Origin of the sequence: Pseudorhodoplanes sp. (assembly GCF_035565855.1) — a bacterium.
GTDB lineage: Bacteria > Pseudomonadota > Alphaproteobacteria > Rhizobiales > Xanthobacteraceae > Pseudorhodoplanes.
Genome location: NZ_DATMRX010000379.1, coordinates 1 through 23,986 on the forward strand (window position 1 = coordinate 1; position 23,986 = coordinate 23,986).

26 protein-coding genes and 1 pseudogene are annotated in these 23,986 nt (G+C 62.6%); 10 read left to right on the forward strand and 17 right to left on the reverse strand.

The window, feature by feature from the left end; translation table 11 throughout:
• From VN004_RS22120 to VN004_RS22130, 3 genes are all read left to right on the forward strand, one after another.
• Positions 1-515: NAD-dependent epimerase/dehydratase family protein (locus VN004_RS22120; protein ID WP_325614404.1), on the forward strand; the 515-nt coding region annotated here is incomplete at its 5' end.
• A gap of 108 nt (positions 516-623) precedes the next feature.
• Complete coding sequence (locus VN004_RS22125; RefSeq protein ID WP_325614406.1) at positions 624-2,411, forward strand: ABC transporter ATP-binding protein; 1,788 nt, start codon at positions 624-626, stop codon at positions 2,409-2,411.
• Between the two features lie 346 nt (positions 2,412-2,757).
• The gene (locus tag VN004_RS22130; RefSeq protein ID WP_325614409.1) at positions 2,758-3,459 is read left to right on the forward strand and encodes a fumarylacetoacetate hydrolase family protein; all 702 of its coding nucleotides are present in this window, start codon (positions 2,758-2,760) and stop codon (positions 3,457-3,459) included.
• Between the two features lie 74 nt (positions 3,460-3,533).
• On the opposite strand, the gene gstA is transcribed toward VN004_RS22130, so the two are convergent.
• Positions 3,534-4,154 (reverse strand): glutathione transferase GstA, encoded by a 621-nt coding sequence (gene gstA / locus VN004_RS22135; RefSeq protein WP_325614411.1) that lies wholly within the window; start codon positions 4,152-4,154, stop codon positions 3,534-3,536.
• A 227-nt stretch (positions 4,155-4,381) separates the two neighbouring features.
• Here gstA and VN004_RS22140 point away from each other — a divergent pair, with 227 nt between their 5' ends.
• Positions 4,382-4,627: a hypothetical protein gene (locus VN004_RS22140; protein ID WP_325614413.1), complete on the forward strand. Its 246-nt coding sequence runs from the start codon at positions 4,382-4,384 to the stop codon at positions 4,625-4,627.
• A 1-nt stretch (position 4,628) separates the two neighbouring features.
• On the opposite strand, the gene VN004_RS22145 is transcribed toward VN004_RS22140, so the two are convergent.
• The 5 genes from VN004_RS22145 to VN004_RS22165 form a co-directional block, all read right to left on the reverse strand.
• A complete protein-coding gene (locus VN004_RS22145; RefSeq protein WP_325614415.1) occupies positions 4,629-5,333 on the reverse strand; it encodes an ABC transporter ATP-binding protein in 705 nt (234 codons plus the stop codon).
• Positions 5,333-6,064, reverse strand: coding sequence for an ABC transporter ATP-binding protein (locus tag VN004_RS22150; RefSeq protein WP_325614417.1), 732 nt, complete (start codon positions 6,062-6,064; stop codon positions 5,333-5,335). The genes VN004_RS22145 and VN004_RS22150 overlap by 1 nt, the downstream gene beginning before the upstream one ends.
• On the reverse strand, positions 6,061-7,068 hold the full coding sequence (locus VN004_RS22155; RefSeq protein ID WP_325614419.1) for a branched-chain amino acid ABC transporter permease: 1,008 nt from the start codon (positions 7,066-7,068) through the stop codon (positions 6,061-6,063). The genes VN004_RS22150 and VN004_RS22155 overlap by 4 nt, the downstream gene beginning before the upstream one ends.
• Positions 7,065-7,937, reverse strand: coding sequence for a branched-chain amino acid ABC transporter permease (locus VN004_RS22160; protein ID WP_325614422.1), 873 nt, complete (start codon positions 7,935-7,937; stop codon positions 7,065-7,067). Before VN004_RS22160 ends, VN004_RS22155 begins: the two co-directional genes overlap by 4 nt.
• 70 nt (positions 7,938-8,007) lie before the next feature.
• Positions 8,008-9,249 carry an ABC transporter substrate-binding protein gene (locus VN004_RS22165; RefSeq protein ID WP_325614424.1) on the reverse strand — a complete coding sequence of 414 codons (1,242 nt, stop codon included), beginning with the start codon at positions 9,247-9,249 and terminating at the stop codon, positions 8,008-8,010.
• Between the two features lie 202 nt (positions 9,250-9,451).
• Here VN004_RS22165 and VN004_RS22170 point away from each other — a divergent pair, with 202 nt between their 5' ends.
• Positions 9,452-9,931: a MarR family transcriptional regulator gene (locus VN004_RS22170; protein WP_325614426.1), complete on the forward strand. Its 480-nt coding sequence runs from the start codon at positions 9,452-9,454 to the stop codon at positions 9,929-9,931.
• Between the two features lie 21 nt (positions 9,932-9,952).
• On the opposite strand, the gene hppD is transcribed toward VN004_RS22170, so the two are convergent.
• Positions 9,953-11,185, reverse strand: a complete 1,233-nt coding sequence (hppD, locus tag VN004_RS22175) for a 4-hydroxyphenylpyruvate dioxygenase (RefSeq protein WP_325614428.1) — start codon at positions 11,183-11,185, stop codon at positions 9,953-9,955.
• Positions 11,186-11,302: 117 nt separating this feature from the next.
• Between hppD and VN004_RS22180 the strand changes: the two genes are divergently transcribed.
• Entirely contained in the window at positions 11,303-11,779 is a 477-nt protein-coding gene (locus tag VN004_RS22180) for an Lrp/AsnC family transcriptional regulator (protein ID WP_325614432.1), read from the forward strand.
• A 1-nt stretch (position 11,780) separates the two neighbouring features.
• On the opposite strand, the gene VN004_RS22185 is transcribed toward VN004_RS22180, so the two are convergent.
• The 6 genes from VN004_RS22185 to paaN form a co-directional block, all read right to left on the reverse strand.
• A complete protein-coding gene (locus VN004_RS22185; protein ID WP_325614434.1) occupies positions 11,781-12,482 on the reverse strand; it encodes an ABC transporter ATP-binding protein in 702 nt (233 codons plus the stop codon).
• Positions 12,469-13,257 (reverse strand): ABC transporter ATP-binding protein, encoded by a 789-nt coding sequence (locus VN004_RS22190; protein WP_325614436.1) that lies wholly within the window; start codon positions 13,255-13,257, stop codon positions 12,469-12,471. Before VN004_RS22190 ends, VN004_RS22185 begins: the two co-directional genes overlap by 14 nt.
• Positions 13,254-14,195 carry a branched-chain amino acid ABC transporter permease gene (locus tag VN004_RS22195; RefSeq protein ID WP_325614438.1) on the reverse strand — a complete coding sequence of 314 codons (942 nt, stop codon included), beginning with the start codon at positions 14,193-14,195 and terminating at the stop codon, positions 13,254-13,256. The genes VN004_RS22190 and VN004_RS22195 overlap by 4 nt, the downstream gene beginning before the upstream one ends.
• A 1-nt stretch (position 14,196) precedes the next feature.
• Positions 14,197-15,069, reverse strand: a complete 873-nt coding sequence (locus VN004_RS22200; RefSeq protein WP_325614440.1) for a branched-chain amino acid ABC transporter permease — start codon at positions 15,067-15,069, stop codon at positions 14,197-14,199.
• Positions 15,070-15,183: 114 nt separating this feature from the next.
• Complete coding sequence (locus VN004_RS22205; RefSeq protein ID WP_325614441.1) at positions 15,184-16,335, reverse strand: ABC transporter substrate-binding protein; 1,152 nt, start codon at positions 16,333-16,335, stop codon at positions 15,184-15,186.
• A 32-nt stretch (positions 16,336-16,367) separates the two neighbouring features.
• Complete coding sequence (paaN, locus tag VN004_RS22210; protein ID WP_325614443.1) at positions 16,368-18,029, reverse strand: phenylacetic acid degradation protein PaaN; 1,662 nt, start codon at positions 18,027-18,029, stop codon at positions 16,368-16,370.
• Between the two features lie 184 nt (positions 18,030-18,213).
• Here paaN and paaG point away from each other — a divergent pair, with 184 nt between their 5' ends.
• Genes paaG through VN004_RS22230 form a run of 4 tightly spaced genes read left to right on the forward strand, consistent with a single transcriptional unit; the run spans position 18,214 to position 21,393 of the window.
• A complete protein-coding gene (gene paaG, locus VN004_RS22215; RefSeq protein WP_325614445.1) occupies positions 18,214-19,011 on the forward strand; it encodes a 2-(1,2-epoxy-1,2-dihydrophenyl)acetyl-CoA isomerase PaaG in 798 nt (265 codons plus the stop codon).
• A 2-nt stretch (positions 19,012-19,013) separates the two neighbouring features.
• Entirely contained in the window at positions 19,014-19,448 is a 435-nt protein-coding gene (gene paaI, locus VN004_RS22220) for a hydroxyphenylacetyl-CoA thioesterase PaaI (protein WP_325614447.1), read from the forward strand.
• 8 nt (positions 19,449-19,456) lie between these two features.
• The gene (gene paaK / locus VN004_RS22225) at positions 19,457-20,767 is read left to right on the forward strand and encodes a phenylacetate--CoA ligase PaaK (protein WP_325614449.1); all 1,311 of its coding nucleotides are present in this window, start codon (positions 19,457-19,459) and stop codon (positions 20,765-20,767) included.
• The gene (locus VN004_RS22230; protein WP_325614451.1) at positions 20,767-21,393 is read left to right on the forward strand and encodes a TetR/AcrR family transcriptional regulator; all 627 of its coding nucleotides are present in this window, start codon (positions 20,767-20,769) and stop codon (positions 21,391-21,393) included. Before paaK ends, VN004_RS22230 begins: the two co-directional genes overlap by 1 nt.
• Here the strand turns inward: VN004_RS22230 and paaE are convergent.
• The 4 genes and pseudogenes from paaE to paaB form a co-directional block, all read right to left on the reverse strand.
• The gene (gene paaE, locus VN004_RS22235) at positions 21,390-22,466 is read right to left on the reverse strand and encodes a 1,2-phenylacetyl-CoA epoxidase subunit PaaE (protein ID WP_325614453.1); all 1,077 of its coding nucleotides are present in this window, start codon (positions 22,464-22,466) and stop codon (positions 21,390-21,392) included. The two genes, VN004_RS22230 and paaE, sit on opposite strands and share 4 nt — an antisense overlap.
• Before the next feature lie 11 nt (positions 22,467-22,477).
• Positions 22,478-22,990 carry a 1,2-phenylacetyl-CoA epoxidase subunit PaaD gene (gene paaD, locus VN004_RS22240; protein WP_325614456.1) on the reverse strand — a complete coding sequence of 171 codons (513 nt, stop codon included), beginning with the start codon at positions 22,988-22,990 and terminating at the stop codon, positions 22,478-22,480.
• Positions 22,984-23,739 (reverse strand): 1,2-phenylacetyl-CoA epoxidase subunit PaaC, encoded by a 756-nt coding sequence (gene paaC, locus VN004_RS22245; RefSeq protein ID WP_325614458.1) that lies wholly within the window; start codon positions 23,737-23,739, stop codon positions 22,984-22,986. The genes paaD and paaC overlap by 7 nt, the downstream gene beginning before the upstream one ends.
• Before the next feature lie 127 nt (positions 23,740-23,866).
• A pseudogene (gene paaB / locus VN004_RS22250) lies at positions 23,867-23,986 on the reverse strand (1,2-phenylacetyl-CoA epoxidase subunit B); the annotation flags it as partial.

The window sequence follows — 23,986 nt, forward strand, 5'->3', positions numbered from 1 at the left end:
CCCACCCGCTGAAACACGTCATCCTGCGCTATTTCAATGTGGCCGGCGCGGACCCGCAATTGCGGACCGGCCAGTCGACGCCGGTGGCGACGCACCTGATCAAGGTCGCGGTGCAGACGGCGCTCGGGCTGCGCAAGAAGATGGACGTGTTCGGAACCGACTATCCGACGCCCGACGGCACCTGCATCCGAGACTACATCCATGTCAGCGATCTGGTGCGCGCGCATTCCGACGCGCTGCGTTATCTGCGCGCGGGCGGCGAGAGTGCTACTTTCAATTGTGGCTACGGGCGCGGCTTCTCCGTTCTGGAGGTCATCGACACCGTCAAGCGCGTCTCCGGCATTGATTTCCGGGTTGAACTCTCCGGTCGGCGGCCCGGCGATCCCGCGCAGATTGTGGCCGCCTCCGACCGCGCGCGGCAGATCCTGAAATGGATGCCCCGCTATGACGACCTGCCGACCATTGTCCGCAATGCCCTGGACTGGGAACAAAAGCTGCGGGCGCGCAACGCCTGACAGCGGCTCCGGCAGTCCAACAGGCTTGAAATATCCCGTCCAAGCGGGCAGGTAGCCCTTCGGGCCGGGCGCATCGTCCGGGGCCCGCCCCACGGACCGAAACGATTAATGGCGCCCCTGGCCGACACCGAAAGCTCCTACAAGCTGATCCGCCGGCTCGTGACCGAGTACGGCGTCCAGCACTGGAAATCCTACGCCGTTGCCTTCGTGCTCATGGCCATCACCGCGGCCGGAACCGCGCTGATCGCGTATCTGATGGGCACCATCGTCAACAAGGCCTATGTCGACCGCAGTTTCACCGCCATCGTGGTGATCGGCCTCGTCACCATCGGGATCTTCTGCACCCGGGGCGCCGCGACGTATTTTCAGGCCGTGATCCTGTCGCGGATCGGCAACTCGATCATCGCCGAGAACCAGCGCAAATTGTTCGACCGGCTGATGCACCAGAGTTTGGGCTTCTTCGCCGAACGGCATTCGTCGGAATTCCTGCACCGGCTGGCCACCGGCGCAAATTCCGCGACGCAGGTGCTCAACCTCCTGATTACCGCCGTTGGGCGTGATCTGTTGTCGCTGATCGGTCTTGCCACGGTGATGGTGATCCAGGATCCCGTGATGTCGATCTCGGCGGCGATCGTCGCGCCTCCAGCGATGTGGATGATCCGCAAGCTGGTGCGTCGTGTCCGTGCGGTGGCCAAGGCGCAATTCACCGGCGGCACGAAGTTGTTCGAGACGCTGCAGGAGACGATTTCCGGCATCCGGATCGTCAAGGCGTTCACGCTCGAAGACCGGATGCGCAAGCGCTATTACGACAACGTCGCCGCGGTTGAATACGAAGCGAACAAGCTGGCGCGGGTGTCGAACCGGTCGAGCCCGATGATGGAGGCGCTGGCCGGCGTCGCGATCGCCATGGGCGTGATCTATGGCGGCTACCGCACGATCGAGATGAATGCGACGCCGGGCGAGTTCTTCTCATTCATTACCGCGTTCCTGCTGGCTTATGAGCCGGCGAAGCGCCTGGCCCGGCTCAACATCGAGCTGAATGCCGGACTGATTGGCGTCCGCCAGCTCTACGACATCATCGACGCGCCCTCGACGGAAGCAGCCGACGACAACAAGCCGAAACTGGTCGTCGACAAAGGCCGCGTCGATTTCAGGGATGTGTGGTTCTCGTATCGCGAGAAGGAGCCGGTCCTGCGCGGACTGACGTTCACCGCGGAGGCCGGACAGATGACGGCGCTGGTCGGCCCGTCAGGTGGCGGCAAGTCCACCATCCTCAACACGATCCTGCGGCTTTACGAGCCGCAATCGGGCGTCATCGCGATCGACAATCAGGACATTGCCGCCGTCTCGCGCCATTCGCTCCGGCAGCAGATCGCCTATGTCGGCCAGGACGTCTTCCTGTTCCACGGCACCATCCGCGACAACATCGCGTTCGGCAGGGACGGCGCAACCGAGGAGCAGATCATCGCCGCCGCGAAGGCTGCCAATGCGCACGACTTCATCATGTCGTTCCCGCACGGCTACAACACGCATACCGGCGAGCATGGGTTGCAGCTCTCCGGCGGCCAGCGTCAGCGCATCGCGGTCGCGCGTGCGCTGATCCGCGACGCCAAGATCATCCTCCTCGACGAGGCCACGGCTGCGCTCGATTCCGAATCCGAACGCCTCGTGCAGGACGCTATCACGCATCTGACGCAAGGCCGGACCACGATCGTCATTGCGCACCGGCTGCATACGGTCGCGCATGCCGACCGCATTTTCGTGATCGAGGACGGCGTGGTCGCGGAATCGGGCCGTCACGACGAGCTGTTGCGCAAGGGCGGCCGCTACGCGTCGTTCTACCGGCTGCAGTTGCAGGCGCAGGAATTCCCGACCGAGATCGCCGCGGCGGAATAGAGCGCGGCGTAGCGCACGAAGCGCGGCTGCCGGGAATCGGCACCCTGCCGCCAGTTCAATCGACGAACCGACGGGCCAATCTCCCCTATTTTCAGATGCTGCGAAACGCACTTCGGACGGATGAGAAAGTGCGGACGCCGGGATCCCCCAATCCCGGCGTCCGCAGCCCCCGCCTCTTTGTGCAACCGTCCAGCTGCAGCAAGGCCGCCCCCGCGGCCAGCGCGCTTTGACGCTAAGCGGCGCCATGCTATGCGGTGACCCCGCCTGCGGCCAATCGCAAATGTGATGGTGCGGCCGCTGCTCCTGCCGATCTCCGGCTCCATGTGACAAAAAAGCATCAACGGAAATGAGCGACCGATACGTCATTCCGCCACCGCCGCAGGCCGCGCTTGCGGTCAAGGGCTCGTCCGAAAAGTTTCCGGTGCGCCGCATCTGGTGCGTCGGCCGCAACTATATCGAGCACATCCGCGAAATGGGTCAGGACGAGCGGGCCCCGCCGTTCTTCTTCGCCAAGCCGGCTGACGCGATCGTTCCGGACGGCAGCGTCGTCCCCTACCCGCCGCTGACCAAGGACATGCACCATGAGGTCGAACTCGTGGTCGCGCTCAAATCGGGCGGGCTGAACATCAAGCCGGAAAAGGCCAATGACTGCATCTGGGGTTACGGGGTGGGCATCGACCTGACCCGGCGCGACCTGCAGATCGCCTCGCGCGAGGTGAAGCGCCCGTGGGAAATCGGCAAGGCGTTCGATGCCTCCGCTCCCTGCGGTCCGCTGGTCCCGGCCTCCGAGATCGGTCATCCGACCAAAGGCCGCATCACCCTCAAGGTGAACGGCCAGATCAGACAGGACGGCGATCTCAACCAGATGATCTGGAACGTGCCGGAAACGATCTGGAAGCTCTCGGAGATGGTCGAACTCGCCGCTGGCGACATCATCATGACCGGCACGCCGGCCGGCGTCGGCCAGGTCAATGTCGGCGACAAGATCGAATGCGAGGTCGAAGGCGTCGGCTCGCTCACGGTGACGATCGGCAAGCCGAAGGCCTGATCACAAGGCAAGACGACAAAAAGCCCTCGCGACCATGTCGCGAGGGCTTTTCCTTTGGCAGGTTATGACGCCGATCAGGCGGCTTGTGGCTTGATCAGCCCTTCCGCCTTCATGGCGTCCTGGACCTTCGGACGGGCGCGCACGCGATTGCGGAAATCGTCGAGGTTCGGCCATTGCGCGATGTCAATGTCCTGAAACCGCGCCCAGTTCGACACCACAAACAGATAGATGTCGGCGATGGAAAACCTGTCGCCGACAAGCCATTCCCGCCCGGCGAGCTTCCCGTCCACGTGGGCGAACGCCTTCAGCACGTTGTCCTTCGCGATGACACGATAATCGCCGGGCGTGCCGTCCTTGAACAGCGGCGTGAACTGCTTGTGCAATTCGGTGGCGATGAAGATCAGCCATTCGAGAACGCGATAATAATCCGCCGTGCCGGCTTTCGGCATCAATCCCGCCCCCGGATTTTGGTCGGCGACGTATTGAAGGAGCGCGGCCGCTTCCGTCATGGTCTCGCCGTTGTCCAGCCGTAGCACCGGCACCACGCCCTTGGGATTCACGTCCCAGAAGTTTTCGCCCCCCTTCGTGACCTTGGCCTTGTTGTCGACGCGCTCGAGCTCGAACGGAATCCCCGCCTCGTGCAGGGCTATGTTGACGGCCAGCGAGCAAGCACCGGGTGCGTAATAGAGCTTCATAGGTCTCCTCCTGGGGCTGCGCCCCTTCGTTCTGCCCCGATTTGCCGAGGCCGAGGTGACGAGTCAAATGCGCGCTGAGCAGGCTTGCCCCCAATTGAGCAGCATTGCCGCAAACCGTTGATTCCAAATTCGAAAAATCCGAATCGGGGCTTTTCAAAGCGGAACCAAATCAGATATGGCGCGTTGAGTGCCGGACCGAACCAGGACAAACGTTTGTGGGGACGTTGATGACGATGCTGGCCAGCCGCAAAACAGTCCGCGTGACCGAGCCTGAGGCGTTCGGCGACGTCACCCTGGCACCTTCCCTGATGACCGGACAAAGCGAGACGCAACTGGCGCGCGCGATGGCGCATGCGTTGGTTGAGAAGCAGCCGTCCAGTGCCTCACAGGCCTTGAGCCATCTGCGCGCTCTTTTCCCGGGGACTCCATTGACGGCCCGGGTCGCGGCGCTCAACGTATTGATGCGGCGCTGACTTACATTCCCAGATAGGCCTGCCTGACGCGGTCGTCTGCGAGCAGCTCCTCGCCCGTTCCCGACAGGGTGACGCGTCCGTTCTCAAGAACATAAGCCCGGCTCGCAAGCTTCAACGACACCGCGACATTCTGCTCGACCAGCACGCAGGTCAGCCCGTCCTTATTCAAATCCCGAATGGTGGCGAGCACGTCCTGTACCAGCGCCGGTGCGAGGCCAAGCGAGGGCTCATCGAACATGACGAGTTCAGGTGCGCCCATCAAACAGCGGCCGATCGCCAGCATCTGCTGCTCCCCGCCGGACAGCGTTCCCGCAGCCTGATCGGCCCGCTCACGCAACCGCGGAAACATTTCCAGCACCCGCTCCCGATTGCGCACGCGGCCCTCACGCGCCCGTGGCAGCATCGCGCCCATATCGAGATTCTCGGAAACCGAGAGATTGGGAAAGATCTGTCGGCCTTCCGCAACCTGCCCGATGCCGAGATTGCAAACCTTGTGGCTCGGCAATCCGGCGATCTCCTGACCCCGGAAGCGGATCGAGCCGCGCGCGGGGCGAACCATGCCGCCGATAGTCCGGATCAGGGATGTCTTGCCGGCGCCGTTCGCCCCGACAATGGCGACGATGGCGCCTTCCGGCACCTCGACCGAAACGCCGTCGAGCGCTTGCGCGTCGCCGTAATACACATCGAGTCCACTCACGCTCAGCATCAGTGCACGGCCTCCGCACCGAGGTAACAGGCCAGCACCTCCGGATCGCGTGTCACGACCTCGGGCGTTCCTTCCGCAATTACTTTGCCGTAATTGACCACCACGACATGGCGCGACAATGCCATGACCGCGCGCATCACATGCTCGATCAGGAGGATGGTGACGCCGGTGTCGCCATTGAGCCGCCGAAACACATCGACCATGCGGTCGGTTTCGGTCGGCCGCAGGCCGGCCATGACCTCGTCGAGCAGAAGGATCTTCGGCTTGGTCGCAAGCGCGCGGGCGACCTCGAGGCATTTGCGATCCGGCAGCGTGATGCCGGTCGGACGCGCGTGGCGCTTGTCGGCGAGCCCCAGAAGCTTCAGCACGCCGCGCGCGTATTCCCGCGCCTCCTTGACATCGTCGGTCCAGGCCAATGCTCCGACCGCGACATTCTCCTCGACCGTCAGGTCGTTGAATGGCCGCACAATCTGAAAGGTGCGTCCGACGCCCGCGTGGCAAATCTGGTCGGGCCGCTTGCCGACCAGCGATTTCCCGTCGAGCAGGATATCGCCGGTATCCGGCCGAAACACGCCTGCGATCATGTTGAAGATCGTGGTCTTGCCCGCACCGTTTGGACCGATCAGCGCCTGGATCGAACCGGGCGCGACATCGAAGGATACGTCCTCAACGGCACGCAATCCGCTGAAGCTTTTCGAGATACCCCGAACCGAGAGCGAGGCGGCGGTCATGCGCCGTCTCCCTTGGTCTTGCGATCGAGCCTCAGCACGCCGGCAATCCATGGCCACACGCCCTGGGGACGAAACAGCACGATGACCGCAACGCAGATTCCCCAGAAGAATTGCTTGATGCCGTCGATCCGCATGCCTTCGGTCAGGCCGGTGAGCATTTCGCCGAGCGGCGTCAGCAGGAAGGCGCCGATGATGGGACCGAACAACGTGCCGACGCCTCCGACGATGGCGCCGAGGATCAACTCGATCGAGCGATTGGTGCCGAAGGTCGATTCCGGAAAGAGGTTGTTATAGTAGAAGGCGTACCAGACCCCTGCGATCCCGGTGAGGCCGGATGAGATCGCTACAGCGATCATCTTGTACTTGAACAGGTGAATGCCGCTCGCTTCGGCCGCCTGCTGGTCTTCGCGGATCGCCTGCCAGTAATAGCCCAGCTTGGAATTGAGCAGGAGCCGGCAGAGGACCAGGGCGCAACCCGTCAAGGCCAGGATGACGTAATAGAACATCACCGGGGAGCCGCGCAGATTGATCAGGTCGACGCTGTCCCGGTTAGTGACCGGCAGAAACAACCCTTCGGTGCCGCCGAGCCACCGTGTGTGGTCGACCATGATGCCGGTGAATTCGGCAAAAGCGATCGTCAGCAGCGCGAAATAGACGCCGTGGATCGAGAAGCGGAAGCCGAGATAACCGATGAAGCAGCCCATCACCATCGCCAGCGTGATCGACACGAAAACGCCGATCAGCGGGGGAATACCGAATTTGATGAAGAGCGCCGCGCTGGCATAGGCGCCGATACCGACGAACAGCGCATGGCCAAGCGACAGCAGCCCGGCAAAGCCAATCATCAGGTTCCAGGCTTGGCCGACATAGGCGAAATACAGAACGATGATCAGCACGCTGAGGATGTAATTGCTGACAAGATACGGCGCCGCGATCAGCGCCGCGGCGAACAGCGCGAGGAGCGCGAGGCCGTGCGCCGGCACGCCTTCGAACAGGCGGCTCATCGCTGCACCTTGCCAAGCAGACCCTGCGGCCGGAACAGCAGCACGAGGATCAGGAGCGCGAAGCTGAACGCCGTCTTCAGCGAGGGCTGCAGGATGATGCCGGCGAGCGCCTCGGACACGCCGATCAGGATGCCGCCAAGCAGCGCCCCCGGCAGGCTGCCCATGCCACCGACGATCACGATGATGAAGGCGAGCAGCGTATAGGGCGGGCCCAGATAGGGATGCACGTCGACGATCATGATCAGGATCGCACCCGCCGCGCCGAGACAGGCGCACCCGATCGCGAAGGTCAGCGCGAACAGATGGCGGATATTGAGGCCGACCACCAACGCGCCGGTGTAATTGTCGCCGCAGGCGCGGATCGCCTTGCCGGTGTCGGTATATTTGAAGAAGGCGAACATCGCGGCCGAGCCGACCAGCGCCACGATGCCGGCATAGAGCCGCACCTTGTCGATGATCAGCGGCCCGATCTCGATCGAGTCATAGGCGTAGGGAATGTTCACGCCCTGAGCGTCCGGTCCGAAGATCATCAGCGGCACCGAAATCAGCACCACCGCGACCGCCGCCATCAAAAGGAACTGGAAGTGATCGGCGACATGAGCGACGCGGCGGATCACCCAGTCCTGCAACAGATATCCAAAGCAGAACAGCGCCATCGCAACGAACGGCAACGCGATGAGCGGATCGATGCCGAGGCGGCGGAAAATCACCAGCGTCAAGAACATGCCGAGCACCATGATCTCGCCATGGGCGAAATTCACGATGCGGATGACGCCAAAAATCACTGACAGCCCGAGTGCGCTGAGCCCGTAAATCAGCCCGGTCAGAAGACCGCTGATCGCAACATTGAAATAGGTTTCTACGGGCAAGGCTCAGGGTCCTGCGTGGCAAGAAGCTCCGGCCGCGGAGCGGCCGGAGCTTTGTCGATAGAGCGCTATGTCAGCTGCGCTTCGTGTAGGGGGTCGCCGGCCACTCAACCTTGGCGTCCGTCGCGCCTTTCGGCGCCACGGTGACCAGCTTGCCGCCGCGATTCTGGATCGCGGAATTGCGCAGCTTGTCGTTCTGACCCTTGGCATCGAACTGGATGCCGGGGCCAGGCGAAACGTTGTCGGTGATGTTGGTTTTCCGGATCGCGTCGGCGAGCGCCTTCGGATCAGCGGTGCCGGCCCGCTTGTAGGCGTCGGACGCGACCAGCAGCGCCTCGAACGTATAGACCTGGTTGGTGTTCAGGTTCACGTCCGGATGCGCTTTGGCAAGCGCCGCAATCAGCGCCTTGGTCATCTTCTTGTTGGGATCGTACCAGGGGACGAAGCTGATCGGGCCATCACCCAGCTTGCCGAGCGTCTTGAGATACTGGTCTTCGTACCAGCCCGGCCCCATGCTGAGGACACCCATCCCGTCCCAGCGCTGCTTGACCAGCTCGCGGGTCAACAGGATGGCGTCGTTCAGACGGCTGACCACCAGAAGCGCATCGGCCTTGGTGCCCTTGGCTTTCGCAACTTCGACGGACAGGTCGCGCGCCTTCGGGTCATACGCGATCGATTCGACGACCTTGTAGGGCATCGGTATCTTTTCGAGAACGGCGGCCATGCCCTTTTGCATCGCGGTGCCGAAGGTGTCGTTGACATGCAGCAGCGTCACCGTCTTCGGCGCCTTGCCGGTCTGCTCGAAGATTTCCTTCTGGTTCTCGAAGGCGTCCGTCAAAATACGGCCCGCGACCGGGAAATTGCGGAACACGAACTTGTAGCCTTGCTCCGTGATCGGCGGCGCCGCGGCGATATTGATGACGTAGGGAATGCCGCGCTGCTCGGCGACCTGCGCGATCGCGGTCGACTGGCCGGAATCGAAGGCGCCAACCAGGAGCTGCGCCCCTTCATTGATCAGCTTCTCCGCCTGAGCACGGGCGATCTGAACGTCGGATTCGGTATCGGCGTTCATGATCTGAAGCGGCGGCAGGCCCGCATCCTTGAGCAGGCCGGCGGTGACGTCGACGCCGCGCTGGCAATCCTGCCCGATGCCGGCCTGGAAGCCGGACCGCGGCAGCAGCACGCCGACTTTCAAGGGAGCGCCTTGCGCGCGGATGATATTGAATGGAGCGGTGCCGGCGACAATGCCGGCGGCGCCGAGCCCGGCCGCAAAGGTGCGGCGCGAGACGCGGGGATGACGCGAATTCATGGACATGTCTTAACCTCCCTGTCTGATCCCGGCGGGACCGTGGTTGCCCCCTTTTTCTTATTGTTGAGGCCGACTTGCAATGGCCGACGATGCGGCATCAGCCCGCGCCTCGGCTTTCTTTCCAGTTACACTGGATTGTTGTATAAAACAATGAGTGTCAAGAACAACAAATCGGGTCGGAATCCCAATCCGGCTCGCGGGAGGAGTGATGACCGACATCCCAGCGGCCGATCCGATGCCGCGCGACCGCAAAGTGCGTCGCAGCATCGACCTTGACGTGCTGACCGGGCATCTCGGCTATTCGCTGCGTCGTGCCCAGGTCTGGGTTTTTCAAGACTTCATCCGCACGCTTTCGGTCCTCGACATTCGTCCGGCGCAATATTCGGTGCTCGTGGTCATCGGCGCCAATCCCGGCCTCTCCCAGGCCGAACTGGCGGACCGGCTGGCGATTGAGCGCGCGCGCCTCGTCCACATGCTCGACCATTTGCAGCACCGCGGCCTCACTGAACGGCTTCCCTCTCCCACCGACCGCCGGACACACGCCCTGCAACTGACCCGGGAGGGCCAGAAGCTCCTGAAGCGCGCCAAGGCATTGGCCGCGCGTCACGAAGCACGTCTCGGCGAAAAGCTGGGACCCGAAGCGCGCACACAGATGCTGGAGCTTCTCAAGGTGTTCGTCCAGAAGTGACCGGATGCCGTCCGCCGCGGATCACGCGGCGTCCCTGTCCGCTTTCAGCACGCCGCGGCGAATCTGGTCCTCCTCGATCGACTCGAACAAGGCGCGGAAATTGCCTTCGCCGAATCCGTCATCGCCCTTGCGCTGGATGAATTCGAAGAAGATCGGCCCGAGCACCGTGCCGGAGAAGATCTGCAGCAGCACTTTGGTCATGCCGACCGGAGCGCGGTCAGCAAAAGTGGGTAACGGTTTTTCGTCCGACCGCGCTCCTGCCTCAAGAGAAGGCGTGCGATCCGGGCCGCTGACCGTTTCCCACTCAGCCTGATCGCACGCCACAACGCCCTCGCCGTCGATCAGCACGCCGTGCTGCCTGAGGCGATGTACGGGCTCGCCATGGCCCGGCACCCGCGCATCGACCTTGTCATAATAGGTGTCCGGCGGAGAGGGCATGAACGGAAGCCCGTTTGCGGCGAGCTTTTCGACGCTTTCATAGATGTCGCGGCAGCCCATGGCGACGTGCTGGATGCCCTCGCCCTTGTATTCGCGCAGGTATTCCTCGATCTGCGACTTGTCGTCGAGCGACTCGTTGATCGGGATGCGGATCTTTCCGCAGGGCGACGTCATCGCCCGCGACACCAGGCCCGTCAGCTTGCCCTCGATGTTGAAGAAGCGAATGTCGCGGAAATTGAACAGCTTCTGATACCAGCCGGCCCAGTGATCCATGCGGCCGCGATGCACGTTGTGGGTCAGGTGGTCGAGATAATAGAGGCCGGCCTTCTCCGGCTTCGGATCGTGTTCTCCGGTCCAGACGAAGTCGACGTCCCAGATCGAACCCTTGTCGCCATAGCGATCGACAAAATACAGAAGCGAGCCGCCGATCCCCTTGATCGCCGGGATCGCAAGCTCCATCGGACCGATGCGGATCTCGCCGGGCTCCGCGCCGAGCGACAGCGCGCGCTCATAGGCCTTCTTCGCATCGACGACCCGGAACGCCATTGCGCAGGCGCAGGGACCATGCTCAGCGGCGAAACGCTGCGCAAAGGACTCCGGCTCGGCATTGACCACAAAATTCACGTCGCCCTGACGCCAGAGCTGCACGTTCTTGGAGCGATGCTTTGCGACCAGCGTGAAGCCCATGGTCTCGAACAGACGGCCGAGCTTTTCCGGCTCGGGATGGGCGTATTCGACGAATTCGATGCCGTCGGTCCCCATCGGATTGGATTCGGAAATGACAGCGGCCGGTGCGTCATGCGGAAACGGACCCATGGCGGTCTCCTGTGCGAAGGCTTCTTCTGGTGCCGATAGCGCGGCGCGGTCGCAAAAGGCGTGCAAACTTCACAAGGTTCTGGATCTTTATGCACGTTCCATGCATAATTTATGTGAATGATACAAGATTCAGCCGATATCGATCCGGTCGATCTCAAACTGCTCTCGGCGCTGCAGGACAACGGCGCGCTGACCAACCAGGAGCTGGCCGACGCCGTGCGGCTGTCGCCTTCGCAATGCTCGCGGCGCCGTCAGCGTCTGGAACAGTCCGGCGTCATCCGCCGCTACCGCGCCGATCTCGATCCGGCAAAGCTCGGTTTCGGCATCACCGTGTTTATCTTCGTGACACTGGCCACGCATTCGCGCAACAACGCGCGGCGCTTCCGCGATCTCGTCGCGACCCTCGCCATGGTCCAGGAAACGCACGCGCTGACCGGCGATTCCGATTATTTGCTTAAGGTGATCGTCACCGACCTTCGTGCGCTCTCGGCGCTGGTCAACGATGTGTTGCTGCCGCACGAAACGGTCGAGCGCGTGAAATCGAGCATCGTTCTCGAAACACTGAAGGACGACGCGCGGCTGCCGCTGGGGTAGCTCAGACCCCGAGATACGCCTCGCGCACGCGCTTGTCGTTCAGCAACTCACGGCCGGTGCCGCTGTGGGAAATGCGGCCGGTCTCGAGCACATAGCCGCGATCGGCGATGGCGAGAGCCGCATAGGCATTCTGCTCGACAAGAAGCACGGTGATGCCCTGGCGCTTCAATCCGGCGACGATCGAGAAAATCTGGTCGACAAGGATCGGCGCAAGTCCCATCGACGGCTCGTCGAGCAGGATCATCTTGGGCCGGGACATCAGCGCGCGCCCCATCGCAAGCATCTGCTGCTGTCCACCGGACAGCGATCCCGCGGGGATCGCCCGCTTTTCGGCCAACACCGGAAACGTCGCGTACACCCCCTCGATGTCGGTCGCGATCTCGGCATCCCTGCGCGACCAGGCGCCGAGCCGCAGATTGTCCTCGACCGAGAGTGGCGCAAAGACCTGCCGGCCTTCCGGCACCTGCACGATGCCGAGCGCGACCCGGACGTGCGGCGCGACGCGATCGACCGGCTCGTTGAGAAACTTGATGCTGCCGCCGGACACCGGCTGCACACCCGAGATCGCGCGCAGAAGCGTGGTCTTGCCCGCACCATTGCTGCCGACCAGCGTCACGATCTCTCCGGCATTCACGGTCAGGGACAGGCCGTGCAACACCTCGATGCGGCCATAGCGGCTCGACAGGTTGTCAATGACGAGCATCGGCCTCCTCCGCTCCCGCATGCGCGCCGAGATAGGCGGCGACCACCGCAGGATTTTTTCTCACCTCCTCGGCCGTGCCCTGCGCCAGCGTGCGGCCCTGGTCCAGCACATGGATGCGGTTCGAAATCTTCATCACGAGGCGCATGTCATGTTCGACGAGCACCACGGTGATGCCCTGCCCCGCAATCTTCTGGATCACCGCATCGACCTCTGCGGTTTCAACCGCGTTGCAGCCGGCGGCCGGCTCGTCGAGCAACAGCACTTTCGGCTCCGCGGCGAGCGCCCGCGCGATCTCGAGGCGTTTCAGCGCGCCATACGGCAATTCCCCAGCCGGCCGGTCGCCGAGGTGGCTTAGCCCCACCATGGCCAGCAATTCCTCCGCACGCGTCCGCGAGGCGCGGTTTTGCGTCACCACGCTCGGCAGCCGGAAGAGATGGGCAAGCACATTGCGATTTTCGTGCAGGTGCCGGCCGACCATCACGTTTTCCAGCGCGGTCATCCGGAAAAAGATCTGCAGGTTCTGGAAGGTGCGTGACAATCCACGCTGCGCCAGAATATGGGCCGGCAGATTGGTGACGTCCTCCCCATTCAGCATGACCTTGCCGCGCGGAGCGCGATACAGGCCGGAGATCATGTTGAATAACGTCGTCTTGCCTGCGCCGTTCGGGCCGATGATGGCGAAGATCTCACCCGCATTGACCGCAAAGGACACGCCATCGACGGCACGCACACCGCCGAAATCGATACCCAATCCGTCGGTTGCAAGGACGCTCATGACGGGTTTCGCCGAAACAGACTGGTGAGGCTCGGCACAATGCCGGCCCGCAGGAAGATCATGAACACGATCATGATGGCGCCGAGCGCAATATGCTCGTAATCGTGAAACACGGTCAGCATTTGCGGCAGCACCGTGAGGAGCGCCGCGCCGACCACGCTGCCGAAGATCGATCCGAGCCCGCCCAGCACCGCCATGGCGACGAATTCGATCGATCGCATGAAGCCCGCGGTCATCGGCGTCACGAGGCCGTCGAACAGCGCAAGATAGCTGCCGGCGATGGCGGTGTAGACAGCGGACAAGACGAACGCGATCAGCTTGTAGCGCGCAACATCGACGCCAAGGACGCGCGACGCCACTTCGCTGTCGTGGATCGCGCGCAACGCGCGCCCCGTCGGTGAATCGATCAGGTTCGCGGTGAGGAGAACCGCGAGTACCAGTGTCACGCCCGAAATCCAGTACCAGGTCACGGAGCCCCGTGCGGTCCAGCCGAACAATGTCAGCCGCGGCACCGGCATGCCGTCGGGGCCGCCGGTGAACTGCGCCTCGTTGGTGAACACCATGGCGATCAGGATGCCCATGCCAAGCGTCGCCACCGCGAGGTAATGCCCCTTGAGCTTGAGGATCGGCCGCCCGATGACGAAGGCGAGCAATCCCGCGATCACAACTCCAGCAACTAGCGCGACGGCAGACGGAACGCCGAAATGCGTCGGCAGCACCGCGACGGCATAGGCCCCGATGCCGAAGAAGCCGGCATGGCCGAGACTGACCTGCCCGGTGAATCCCATCAGAAGATTGAGGCCGAGCACGGCGAGGCTGAAGATGAAGACCAGCGCTGCAATGCGCAGGTAGAAACTGGTCGGAACAACATAGGGCAGAATGGCAACGATCGCTGCGATCAGCAGCACCACTCCATAACGCTTCAACAATGCTGGCATCTCAAACGCGCTCGATGCTGGCTTTGCCGAACAGGCCCTGGGGCATGACGAACAGGACGCCGAGGATGACCAGGAACGCGACCGCGTCCTTGTAGGCCGAGGAGATGTACCCCGCGCCGAATGTCTCGAGGAGGCCGACGATCAGCCCTCCGACCACCGCGCCGAGCGGATTGCCCATGCCGCCGAGCATGGCCGCGGCAAAGCCCTTCAGCGCGAGCAGCGTGCCCACCTCGTAATTGGTCAGCGTGATCGGGGTGACGAGAATGCCGCCGATGGCGCCGATGGCGGCCGACACAGCGAAGGAAATGCCGACGATGGCGGCCGTGTTGATACCGACGAGCCGCGCCGCGAGCCGGTTTGCGGCCGTTGCGGTCATCGCCTTGCCGGTCATGGTCTTGGTTGCAAGGACCCAGAGCGCGAGGACGATCAGGAGCGTGCCGCCAAGCACGATCAGGCTTTGCGGCAGGATCGTCGCTCCACCGATCCGGATCGGCTCTGAGCCTGCGAAAGGCGGATAGGAGTGGTAGTTCTTGTCGAACACCACAGAAGCGATGCCGCGCAACAGGATCGAAGCGCCAAGCGTGATGATGATGAGCGTCACCGCAGACGCGCCCTTGGCCGGTTCGATCGCGAGACGATGTAGCAGGATGCCAACGACAACCGCCGCAACAAGCGCGATCAGCGCTGCAACCGGCAGGGGAAATCCGGCGGCTACCGCAAAGAAAGTGACCATGCCGCCGATCATCACGAACTCGCCCTGGGCGAAGTTGATGACGTCGGATGCGTTGTAGATCAGCGTAAAGCCGAGCGCGACCAGCGCGTAGATCGCGCCGACGGTCAGGCCGGAAAAGACGAATTGCAGAAACTCGGGCATTGTGGCTGCGATCCCCCCGACTCGCGGCTTGGCCCTAGACGATGCGAAACCGCATCAAACAAGACGACAATGGCCGGGACAAGCCCGGCCATGACGCAAGTCGATGTTTTTTTGTCAGTTCACCAGCGTCCAATCGCCGTTCTTGATTTCCAACATGCGGAACGCCGACAGATCGAGACCCATATGGTCGGTTGGCGTCATGTTGACCACGCCGCCGGTGCCGATGAAGCCCTTGGTCTTTTCGATCTCGTCACGGACCTTCGCCTTCTCGGCGCCACCTGCACGCTTCATCGCCTCGACCAAGATCATCAGGCCGTCATACATGTGACCGCCGAAGGTCGAGACCGGCTGGCCGGTCTTGCTTTCGTAGGTCTTCTTGTAATCCATCACGACCTTCTTCTGCGGATCGTTGTCGGGGAGTTTTTCTGCAACCAGAAGCGCGGCGGCCGGCAGCCGCACGCCCTCGGCCGCTGCCGGCGTCGCCAGTTCAATGAACTGCTTCGTTCCAACGCCGTGGCTCTGGTAGAGCGGATAGGGTACACCGAGTTGCTTGTAGTTCCGCGTAACGATCGCCGGACCCTGACCGAAGCCCGGATTGATCACCGCCTGCACGCCGGCCTTGTTCTTGATGTTGGTGAGTTGGGCGGTCATGTCATTGTCGGCGGGCTGATAGGTTTCCTCGTGCAGGATCTCGATGCCGTATTTCTTGTTCACGGTCAGGCACTGATCCCGCATCGACTTGCCGAACGCGTCCGCGCCGGAAATCATCGCGATCTTTGTAAAGCCGCGCTTCTTCATGTCCTCGAAAACTTTCTCGCAGGCCATGAGATCGGTGTGCGGAGTCTTGAAAATCCATTTCTTGGCCGGAAATGCCGCCTGAACCGCGCCGGCAAAGTTGATCATCGGAATGCCGGCTTCTTCGGCAAGTGGAATGATCGCGAGCGCGCTGGCCGTGGTCGAGCCCGCGAGCAGCGCATCCACCTTGTCTTGCTCGATCAGCCGGGTCGCGAAGGTGCGCGCGTTGTTCGGGTTCGAGGCATCGTCATAGATGATCGCCTCGACCTTGCGCCCGTTGATGCCGCCTTTGGCATTGATGTCGGCGACATACATTTCGAGGGTCCGCTTTTCAGGATCCCCGAGGAACGAGGCGCCGCCGGTCGCCGACAGCACGGCGCCGATCTTGATCGGCGGCTGCTGCGCCTGCGCGAGCGACGCCGACAGCACCATTGCCGCCGCTGTCGCAAGCAATTTCATGGACAATCTCATTCTCATCCTCCCTTGGATGTTCTTGGAAACGTTCAGGCCGTTTTCTGTCGGCGCATCGCAGCCACCCGAAAGCGATTGGCGACAAAGGCCGAGTCGGTCAGGCAGGCATTGCCGGCCGGGTTCGCGCCCGACACATGATAATCAGAAAACGCCGCCGATTGATTGACATAAATGCCGCCGGTCAGGTTGACCGACAATGCGACACCTGCGCGCGCAAACGCGTCGGCGGCCTTGTCGATCACGGCGTCGTCGGTCGAGTAGAGCGATGCGGTGATCGCCCCCTTGCGGCGGGCCGATTGCGAAGCGAGCGCGATGGATTCTTCGGTGGCCCCGGTGCGGATCACAAAGGCGATCGGCCCGAACCGCTCCTCGCCCCAGGCGCGGTCGTCCTTTGCATCGACAGCGAGCAGAAGCGGCGACGCGGTCCTAGCCTCCCCGAAGCCTGCGATCGGGACGGCTGCGGAATCGCGGATGATGCGGCCAAGCTTGCGGGCCGCTTCGATGCGCTGGATCGTCGCGGCATTCTGGACCGTGCCGAGGATATTGGCGGCCCGCTCGGGATCGCCGAGGAGCCTGTCAATGGCCATAGCAAGAGCTTGCGCGACCTCATCGAAGCTCTTGTGGCCTTCATTGGTGTCGATGCCGCTCGCCGGGACAAAGATATTCTGCGGCGCCGTGCACATCTGCCCCGAATAGAGCGACAGGGAGAACGCGATATTGGCGCACATTCCACGAAAGTCGCCGGTTGAATCGATCACAATGGAATTGATCCCGGCCTCTTCCGTGAACACGAGATCGGTCGCGGCATTCTCACGAACCCACTGACCAAACGCCGGCGACCCGGTGAAATCGACAATCGCGACACCCGGATGCGCGGCCAGTTCCTGGGTGATCGGCGCCTCGGCCTCATCGGGTGCAAGCATCACGACGTCCGGATCGAAGCCGGCCTCTTTCAATACGTCGCGCGCGATTTTCACGGTGATCGCAAGCGGCAGGATCGCTCCCGGATGCGGCTTCACAATCACACTGTTACCGGTGGCGAGGCTCGCAAAGACCGCAGGATAGCCGTTCCATGTCGGAAAGGTGGCGCAACCGATCACGAGGGAAACGCCGCGCGGCACGATGCGGAACACCTTGTCGAGGACGATCGGATCGCCCTTGCCCTGCGGCTTCGACCAGTTCACCTCGCGTGGCACCCGCGTCATCTCGTCGTAGGCATAGGCAATGGCCTCCAGCGCACGATCCTGCGCATGCGGACCTGCGGCCTGAAACGCCATCATGAAGGCCTGGCCCGTCGTATGCATCGCAGCGTGCGCGATCAGAAAGCTTTGCTTGTTCAGGCGATCGACAATTTCCAGGCAAACCCCGACGCGGTCCCCGATCGATGCGCGCGCCCAGCCATCGCCGGCCTTCATCGAGCGTTCGATAAGCGCGTCCGGGTCCATCGCCGGATAAGTGATTCCGAGCGGCATTCCATAAGGGGAGACTTCACGGCCGACGCGGCGACCTCCGCTTTCCCCGAGATCGAACGGCTTGCCGAGCAATGCCTTGAACGCGGCCTCGCCGTCCGCTTTCGCGGTCTCGCCGTAGATCTTGCCGCTCGCGACTTCAGGATAGGCGCTCCAGTAAACGCGTGCGCGGCAGGCACCGACCGCCTGCTCGAGTCGCGCACGATGCGCCTCGAAGAAACTCATGCATTCCTCCCTCGGATGTGTCAGCCGTTGTTGCACTCGGCTCGTTGACACCCGAATTTTCGGCCCATATTAATTATCCGACCGGACGGTCAGTCAAGTGTCTTTGACGTCATGCGCCGACCGTTCGCATAGACAGACAAAGCCAGAGCGCTTCAAAAGCGCCGGGAATTGGGAGGAGGAGCGGATGGACGAGAGTCCCATTCTCGTCGATATGCGCGAAGGTTACCGCGTCATCACGCTGAACCGGCCGCAGCGGCTGAATTCATTCAACGAAGAGATGCATGTCGCGCTGAAAAAGGCGCTCGACGAAGCGGAAGCCGATCCAACCTGTCGCGCGCTGATGATCACCGGAGCCGGCCGCGGCTTCTGCGCAGGTCAGGATCTGAACGACCGGCTCGCCAAACCGGGTGAGACGATCGTGCTTGGGGTGACGCTCGAGCAATATTACAATCCGCTGATCCGCAAGCTGCGTGCGCTGCCCTTCCCTGTCGTCGCTGCGGTGAACGGGGTTGCGGCGGGCGCCGGCGCCAATATCGCGCTGGCTTGCGACATCGTCCTCGCGGCAAAATCGGCAACCTTCCTTCAGGCTTTTTCCAAGATCGGCCTCGTTCCGGATTCCGGCGGCACCTGGTTTCTGCCGCGCCTCGTCGGACCCGCGCGTGCGCGGGGCTTGGCGTTGCTCGCCGATCCGCTGCCCGCTGAAAAGGCCGAGAGCTGGGGCCTCATCTGGAGATGCGTGCCGGATGATGAATTGATCGGCGCCGCGAATGAATTGTGCCAGCGCTTCGCAGTAGGTCCAACCTATGGATTGTCGCTAATCAAGCGCGCACTCGACGCTGCGGAAACCAACGATCTTTCGACGCAGCTCGATCTCGAACGCGACTTCCAGCGAAGCGCCGGCACGAGCCCTGATTACGCGGAAGGGGTCGCCGCCTTCATGGAGAAGCGCAGTCCGAAATTTACGGGAAAGAAGGGATCGTGACCATGGACGCAGGCGAAATCGCGCGCGCCTGTGCGGAGGCGATGTGGGCGGAAGATTCCGCGAGCAAGGGACTCGGGATGCAACTGATCTCGGTCGAGCCCGGCCGCGCGGTACTCGCCATGACCATCACCGACAAGATGGTCAACGGCCATAACATCGCCCATGGCGGCTTCATCTTCACTCTCGCCGACTCCACCTTTGCCTTTGCGTGCAACACCTACAATCAGCGCACGGTTGCACAGCAATGCGCGATCACATTCATCGCGCCGGGAAAGCTTGGCGACCGGCTCATATCGAAAGGGGTCGAACGCCATCGCGCCGGCCGCTCGGGCATCTACGACATCACCGTCACCCGCGAAGACGGCACGGTGATCGCAGAATTCCGCGGCCATTCGCGCACGATAGAAGGCACTCTTCTTCCCGGCTCAACTGCATAGGCAAAGACATGGTCGATGCATCCTACAAGCCGTACGGACTTGAACCGATCGAAACCGCGTCTCGCGACGAGATAACAGCACTGCAGACGCAACGTCTCGCCTGGTCGCTCAGGCATGCCTACGACAATGTCGAAGCCTACCGACGGAAATTCGACGCGGCCGGCGTGCGTCCGTCTGACTTCAAGCGGCTGGAAGACCTCGCGAAGTTCCCATTCACCACGAAGGCGGACCTGCGCGAGAACTACCCGTTCGGCATGTTCGCGGTGCCGCAGGACAAGATCGCCCGCATCCACGCCTCGTCCGGCACCACCGGCAAGCCGACGGTCGTCGGCTATACGCAGAAGGACATCGACAATTGGGCGAACCTGATGGCGCGCTCGATCCGCGCATCGGGCGGCCGACCTGGCATGAAGGTGCATGTCGCCTACGGATACGGCTTGTTCACAGGCGGGCTCGGCGCCCATTACGGCGCCGAGAGACTCGGCTGTGCGGTGATCCCGGTGTCCGGTGGCATGACCGAGCGGCAGGTCCAGCTCATTACCGACTTCCAGCCCGACATCATCATGGTGACGCCAAGCTACATGCTGGCGATTTTGGATGAGTTTCGTGCCAAGGGCATCGACCCTCGCGAGTCATCGCTTTCGATCGGCATCTTCGGCGCCGAACCCTGGACCAACCAGATGCGCGCCGAAATCGAAGACGCCTTCGCTATGGACGCTGTCGATATCTTCGGCTTGTCCGAAGTGATGGGTCCCGGCGTCGCCAACGAATGCGTGGAGACCAAGGACGGCCTGCATATCTGGGAAGATCACTTCTATCCCGAGGTCATCGACCCGGAGACCGGCAGGGTTCTGCCGGATGGCGAAAGGGGCGAACTCGTCTTCACCACGCTGACCAAGGAAGGGTTGCCTGTCATTCGCTATCGCACCCGCGACCTAACCCGGCTCCTGCCTGGCACGGCGCGCACGCATCGGCGCATGGAGAAGGTCACCGGCCGCTCCGATGACATGATGATCATCCGCGGCGTCAATGTGTTCCCGACCCAGATTGAAGAGCTGCTGTTGCGCTGCCCCGGATTATCGCCCCATTACCTCATCGAGCTGACGCGCGAGGATCGGCTCGACGTGGCGACGCTGTTCGTCGAGGCGCGCCCCGAAGTTCACGGGGAAGCCGAGCGCGCGGCGGAGGCCGCTTCGCTCGCGATGCACATCCGCAACAATATCGGCATCGGCATCAAGGTCATCGTCGGCGATCCCGGCGCCGTGGAACGTTCGGCCGGCAAGGCCCGCCGCGTCATCGACAAGAGGCCGAAGGACTGATGGCGCGTCCCCGCTCCGCCGATCACGGGATCAAGCGACGCGCGATACTCGATCGCTCCGCGAAGCTCTTTGCGCAGAACGGTTACGACCGCACCTCGATGGCCGAGGTCGCCTCGGAATGCGGCGTCTCCAAGGCCCTGCTCTATCATTATTATGCGAGCAAGGAGACGCTGCTGTACGACATCCTGCACGTCCACTTGCAGGAGCTGCTGGACACCACCAAGGCCGTCGACTCAACACTGGCACCACGCGACCGGTTGCGCGCGCTGGTCGGCGCCTTGCTCGATGCCTATCGCGACGCCGATCAGCAGCACAAAATCCAGATCAACGAGATGGCGAAGCTGCCAGCCGAGCGGCAAAAAGCATTGATTGCGTTGGAGCGCGATCTGGTCGCGGTTTTCGCCGACGCGATCGCTCAGGTGCTACCGGATATCGGACGCAGCAGGACCCTGCTCAAACCCGTGACGATGTCACTCTTCGGAATGCTGAACTGGCATTATATGTGGTTTCGCGAGGGCGGCACCATGAGCCGGCAGGATTATGCGGATCTCGCAACGACGATCCTCGTCGAAGGCGCGCAGGCGTTGTCATCGCTGGGACAGGAAAAGGTCAGGCGCAGGGCCTAGACCTCGTCGTAATCGATCACGATTTCCCTGGTCAGCGGCCGTGCCTGGCATGTCAGCACGTAGCCGGCCTCCATCTCCCAAGGTTCGAGCGAATAATTCAGCGCCATGTCGACCTCGCCCGACACCAGCTTGGCACGGCAGGTGCAGCACATGCCGCCGCGGCAGGAATACGGCAGCTCAATCCCGGCACGCTCGCCGGCGTCGATGATGGTTTCGCCCTCCAGCATCGGAATGTCATAGGCCGTGCCGTGGAGCGTGACGCGCGCATGCGCGACCGGCGCTTCGCCCGCCGGTCGTGCCGATACCGGACGCGGCGCAACGGGAATGCCGTCGGTCGAGAAATATTCGATATGGATGTTGCCGGCCGGCGCGCCGAGCCGGATCAGCGTTGCCTTGGCGTCCTCGATCATGGCGCCGGGTCCGCACAGGAAGGCGTGGTCGATCTTGTTCGCCGGCGCATAGGACTTCAGCAGCGTCTCGATCTTTTCCGCATCGATGCGGCCATTGAAAAGCTCGATCTCCTGCTGCTCGCGCGACAGCACGTGATGAACGATCAGCCGGCCGAGGAAGCGGTCCTTCAGATCCTCCAGCGCCTCCTTGAAGATGATGTCCTTCGTCGTCCGATTGCCGTAGATCAGCATGAAGCGGCTGTCCGGCTCGCGCGTGAGGATGCTGCGCAGAAGTGACAGGACCGGCGTGATGCCGGAACCCGCGGCAATCGCGAGATAGTTCCGCGCCGCGTCCGGCTGGGGCATGACACCGAAACGGCCCTGCGGAGTCATGACTTCGATCATGTCGCCGGGCCGGATGATTTCGTTGCAAAGCGTCGAGAACACGCCGCCTTCGACCTTTTTCACCGCGACCCGCAATTCGCGATCGTCGAGGCCGGTGCAGATCGAATAGGAGCGGCGGATGTCCTGTCCGTTCCATTCACGGCGCAGCGTCAGGTGCTGACCGGGATGGAAGCGATATTCGTCCTTGAGCTCCGGCGGAACGGAAAAAGAAATCGACACCGCGTCCGGTGTTTCACGCCGGACGTCAGCCACCTTCAGCTTATGGAACGCAACCGCCATCGGCCGATGCCTCATATGCACTTGAAATAATCGAACGGTTCGGCGCAGGCCTTGCACCGCCAGAGCGCCTTGCACGCCGTCGATCCGAATTCGGAAATCCGCTCGGTGTTCGAGGAGCCGCAATGCGGGCAACTGACCTCGTCCTCACCAAACAAGGCGCGGCGCGAAGCCTTGCCGGACGGCGGCGCAATTCCGTATTCCTTCAGCTTCGTCTTGCCGGCTTCTGTCATCCATTCGGTGGTCCAGGCCGGCGACAGCACGGTCTTGATGCGCGGCATGAGGAAACCGGCCTCTTCCAGCGCGAGTTCGAGATTCAGCGCAATCAGGTTCATCGCGGGGCAGCCGGAATAGGTCGGCGTGATCGTCGCCTCGATGTGACCGTCGACAATGTCGATGTCCCGCAGCACCCCGAGATCGGCGATCGACAGGACCGGGATTTCCGGATCGACCACGGACTCCGCTGCCTTCCAGGCCCGCGCGATCTGCTCGCGCGGATCGAGCGCGGTAGCGGTCGCAGTCACCACCTCGCCCCCGGATAAGTGCGCTGCAGGAATTGCAACTCGGTCAGAATGTAACCGAGATGTTCGGAGTGACGTCCGCTGCGGCCGCCGCTCTGCATATAGCCGTCGCGGGGCCGGGTCAGCGTCGCCTCGTCGAAGACATGATCCAGCGTGTTCGACCACCGCGCCTTGATGCTTGCCGGATCGACCGCAATGCCGGTCTCGATCAGCGCGCGCTCGATCTGATCGACTTCGAACAACTCCCCGGTAAATGGCCAGAGTTCGTCGAGTGCATTCTGCGCGCGGCGATGGCTCTCGTCGGTGCCGTCGCCGAGCCGGATGGTCCATTCTCCGGCATGGCGGACGTGATAGGCCATTTCCTTCACCGCCTTGGCGGCGATGGCGGCCAGTGTCGCGTCCTTCGATCGCGACAATTCCTCGAAATACGGATGCGCAAAAGCCGAATAGAGGAGATGCCGCATAATCGTTTGTGCGAAATCGCCGTTCGGCTGCTCGACGAGCAGCACGTTGCGCCAGGCAGGCGCGTCACGGAGATAAGCCAGCGCATCCTCGTCGCGGCCCCTCCCCTCGACCTCGCCCGCATAGGTGTAGAACGACCGCGCCTGCCCGATGAGATCAAGCGCAAGATTACCGAGCGCCAGATCCTCTTCCAGAACCGGCGCGTGGCCGACCCATTCGGACACACGATGTCCGAGGATCAGCGCATTGTCGGCGAGCCGCAGCGTATAGGCAAAGAGCGGTGTTTCGGTCATTGACGCCTCGGCCTTTCATCCTTCGAGACGCCGGGCTTCGCCCGGCTCCTCAGGATGAGGAACTAACGTTTCACCCTCGTGGTGAGGAGCGATGCAAAGCATCGCGTCTCGAACCATGAGGCCCGGATCACATATGCCCGACTTCCTCCGGCACCTCGTAGAAGGTCGGGTGCCGGTAGATCTTCGAAGCCGTCGGCTCGAATAGCGTGTCCTTGTCGGCCGGATCACTTGCGGTGATGGCGGATGA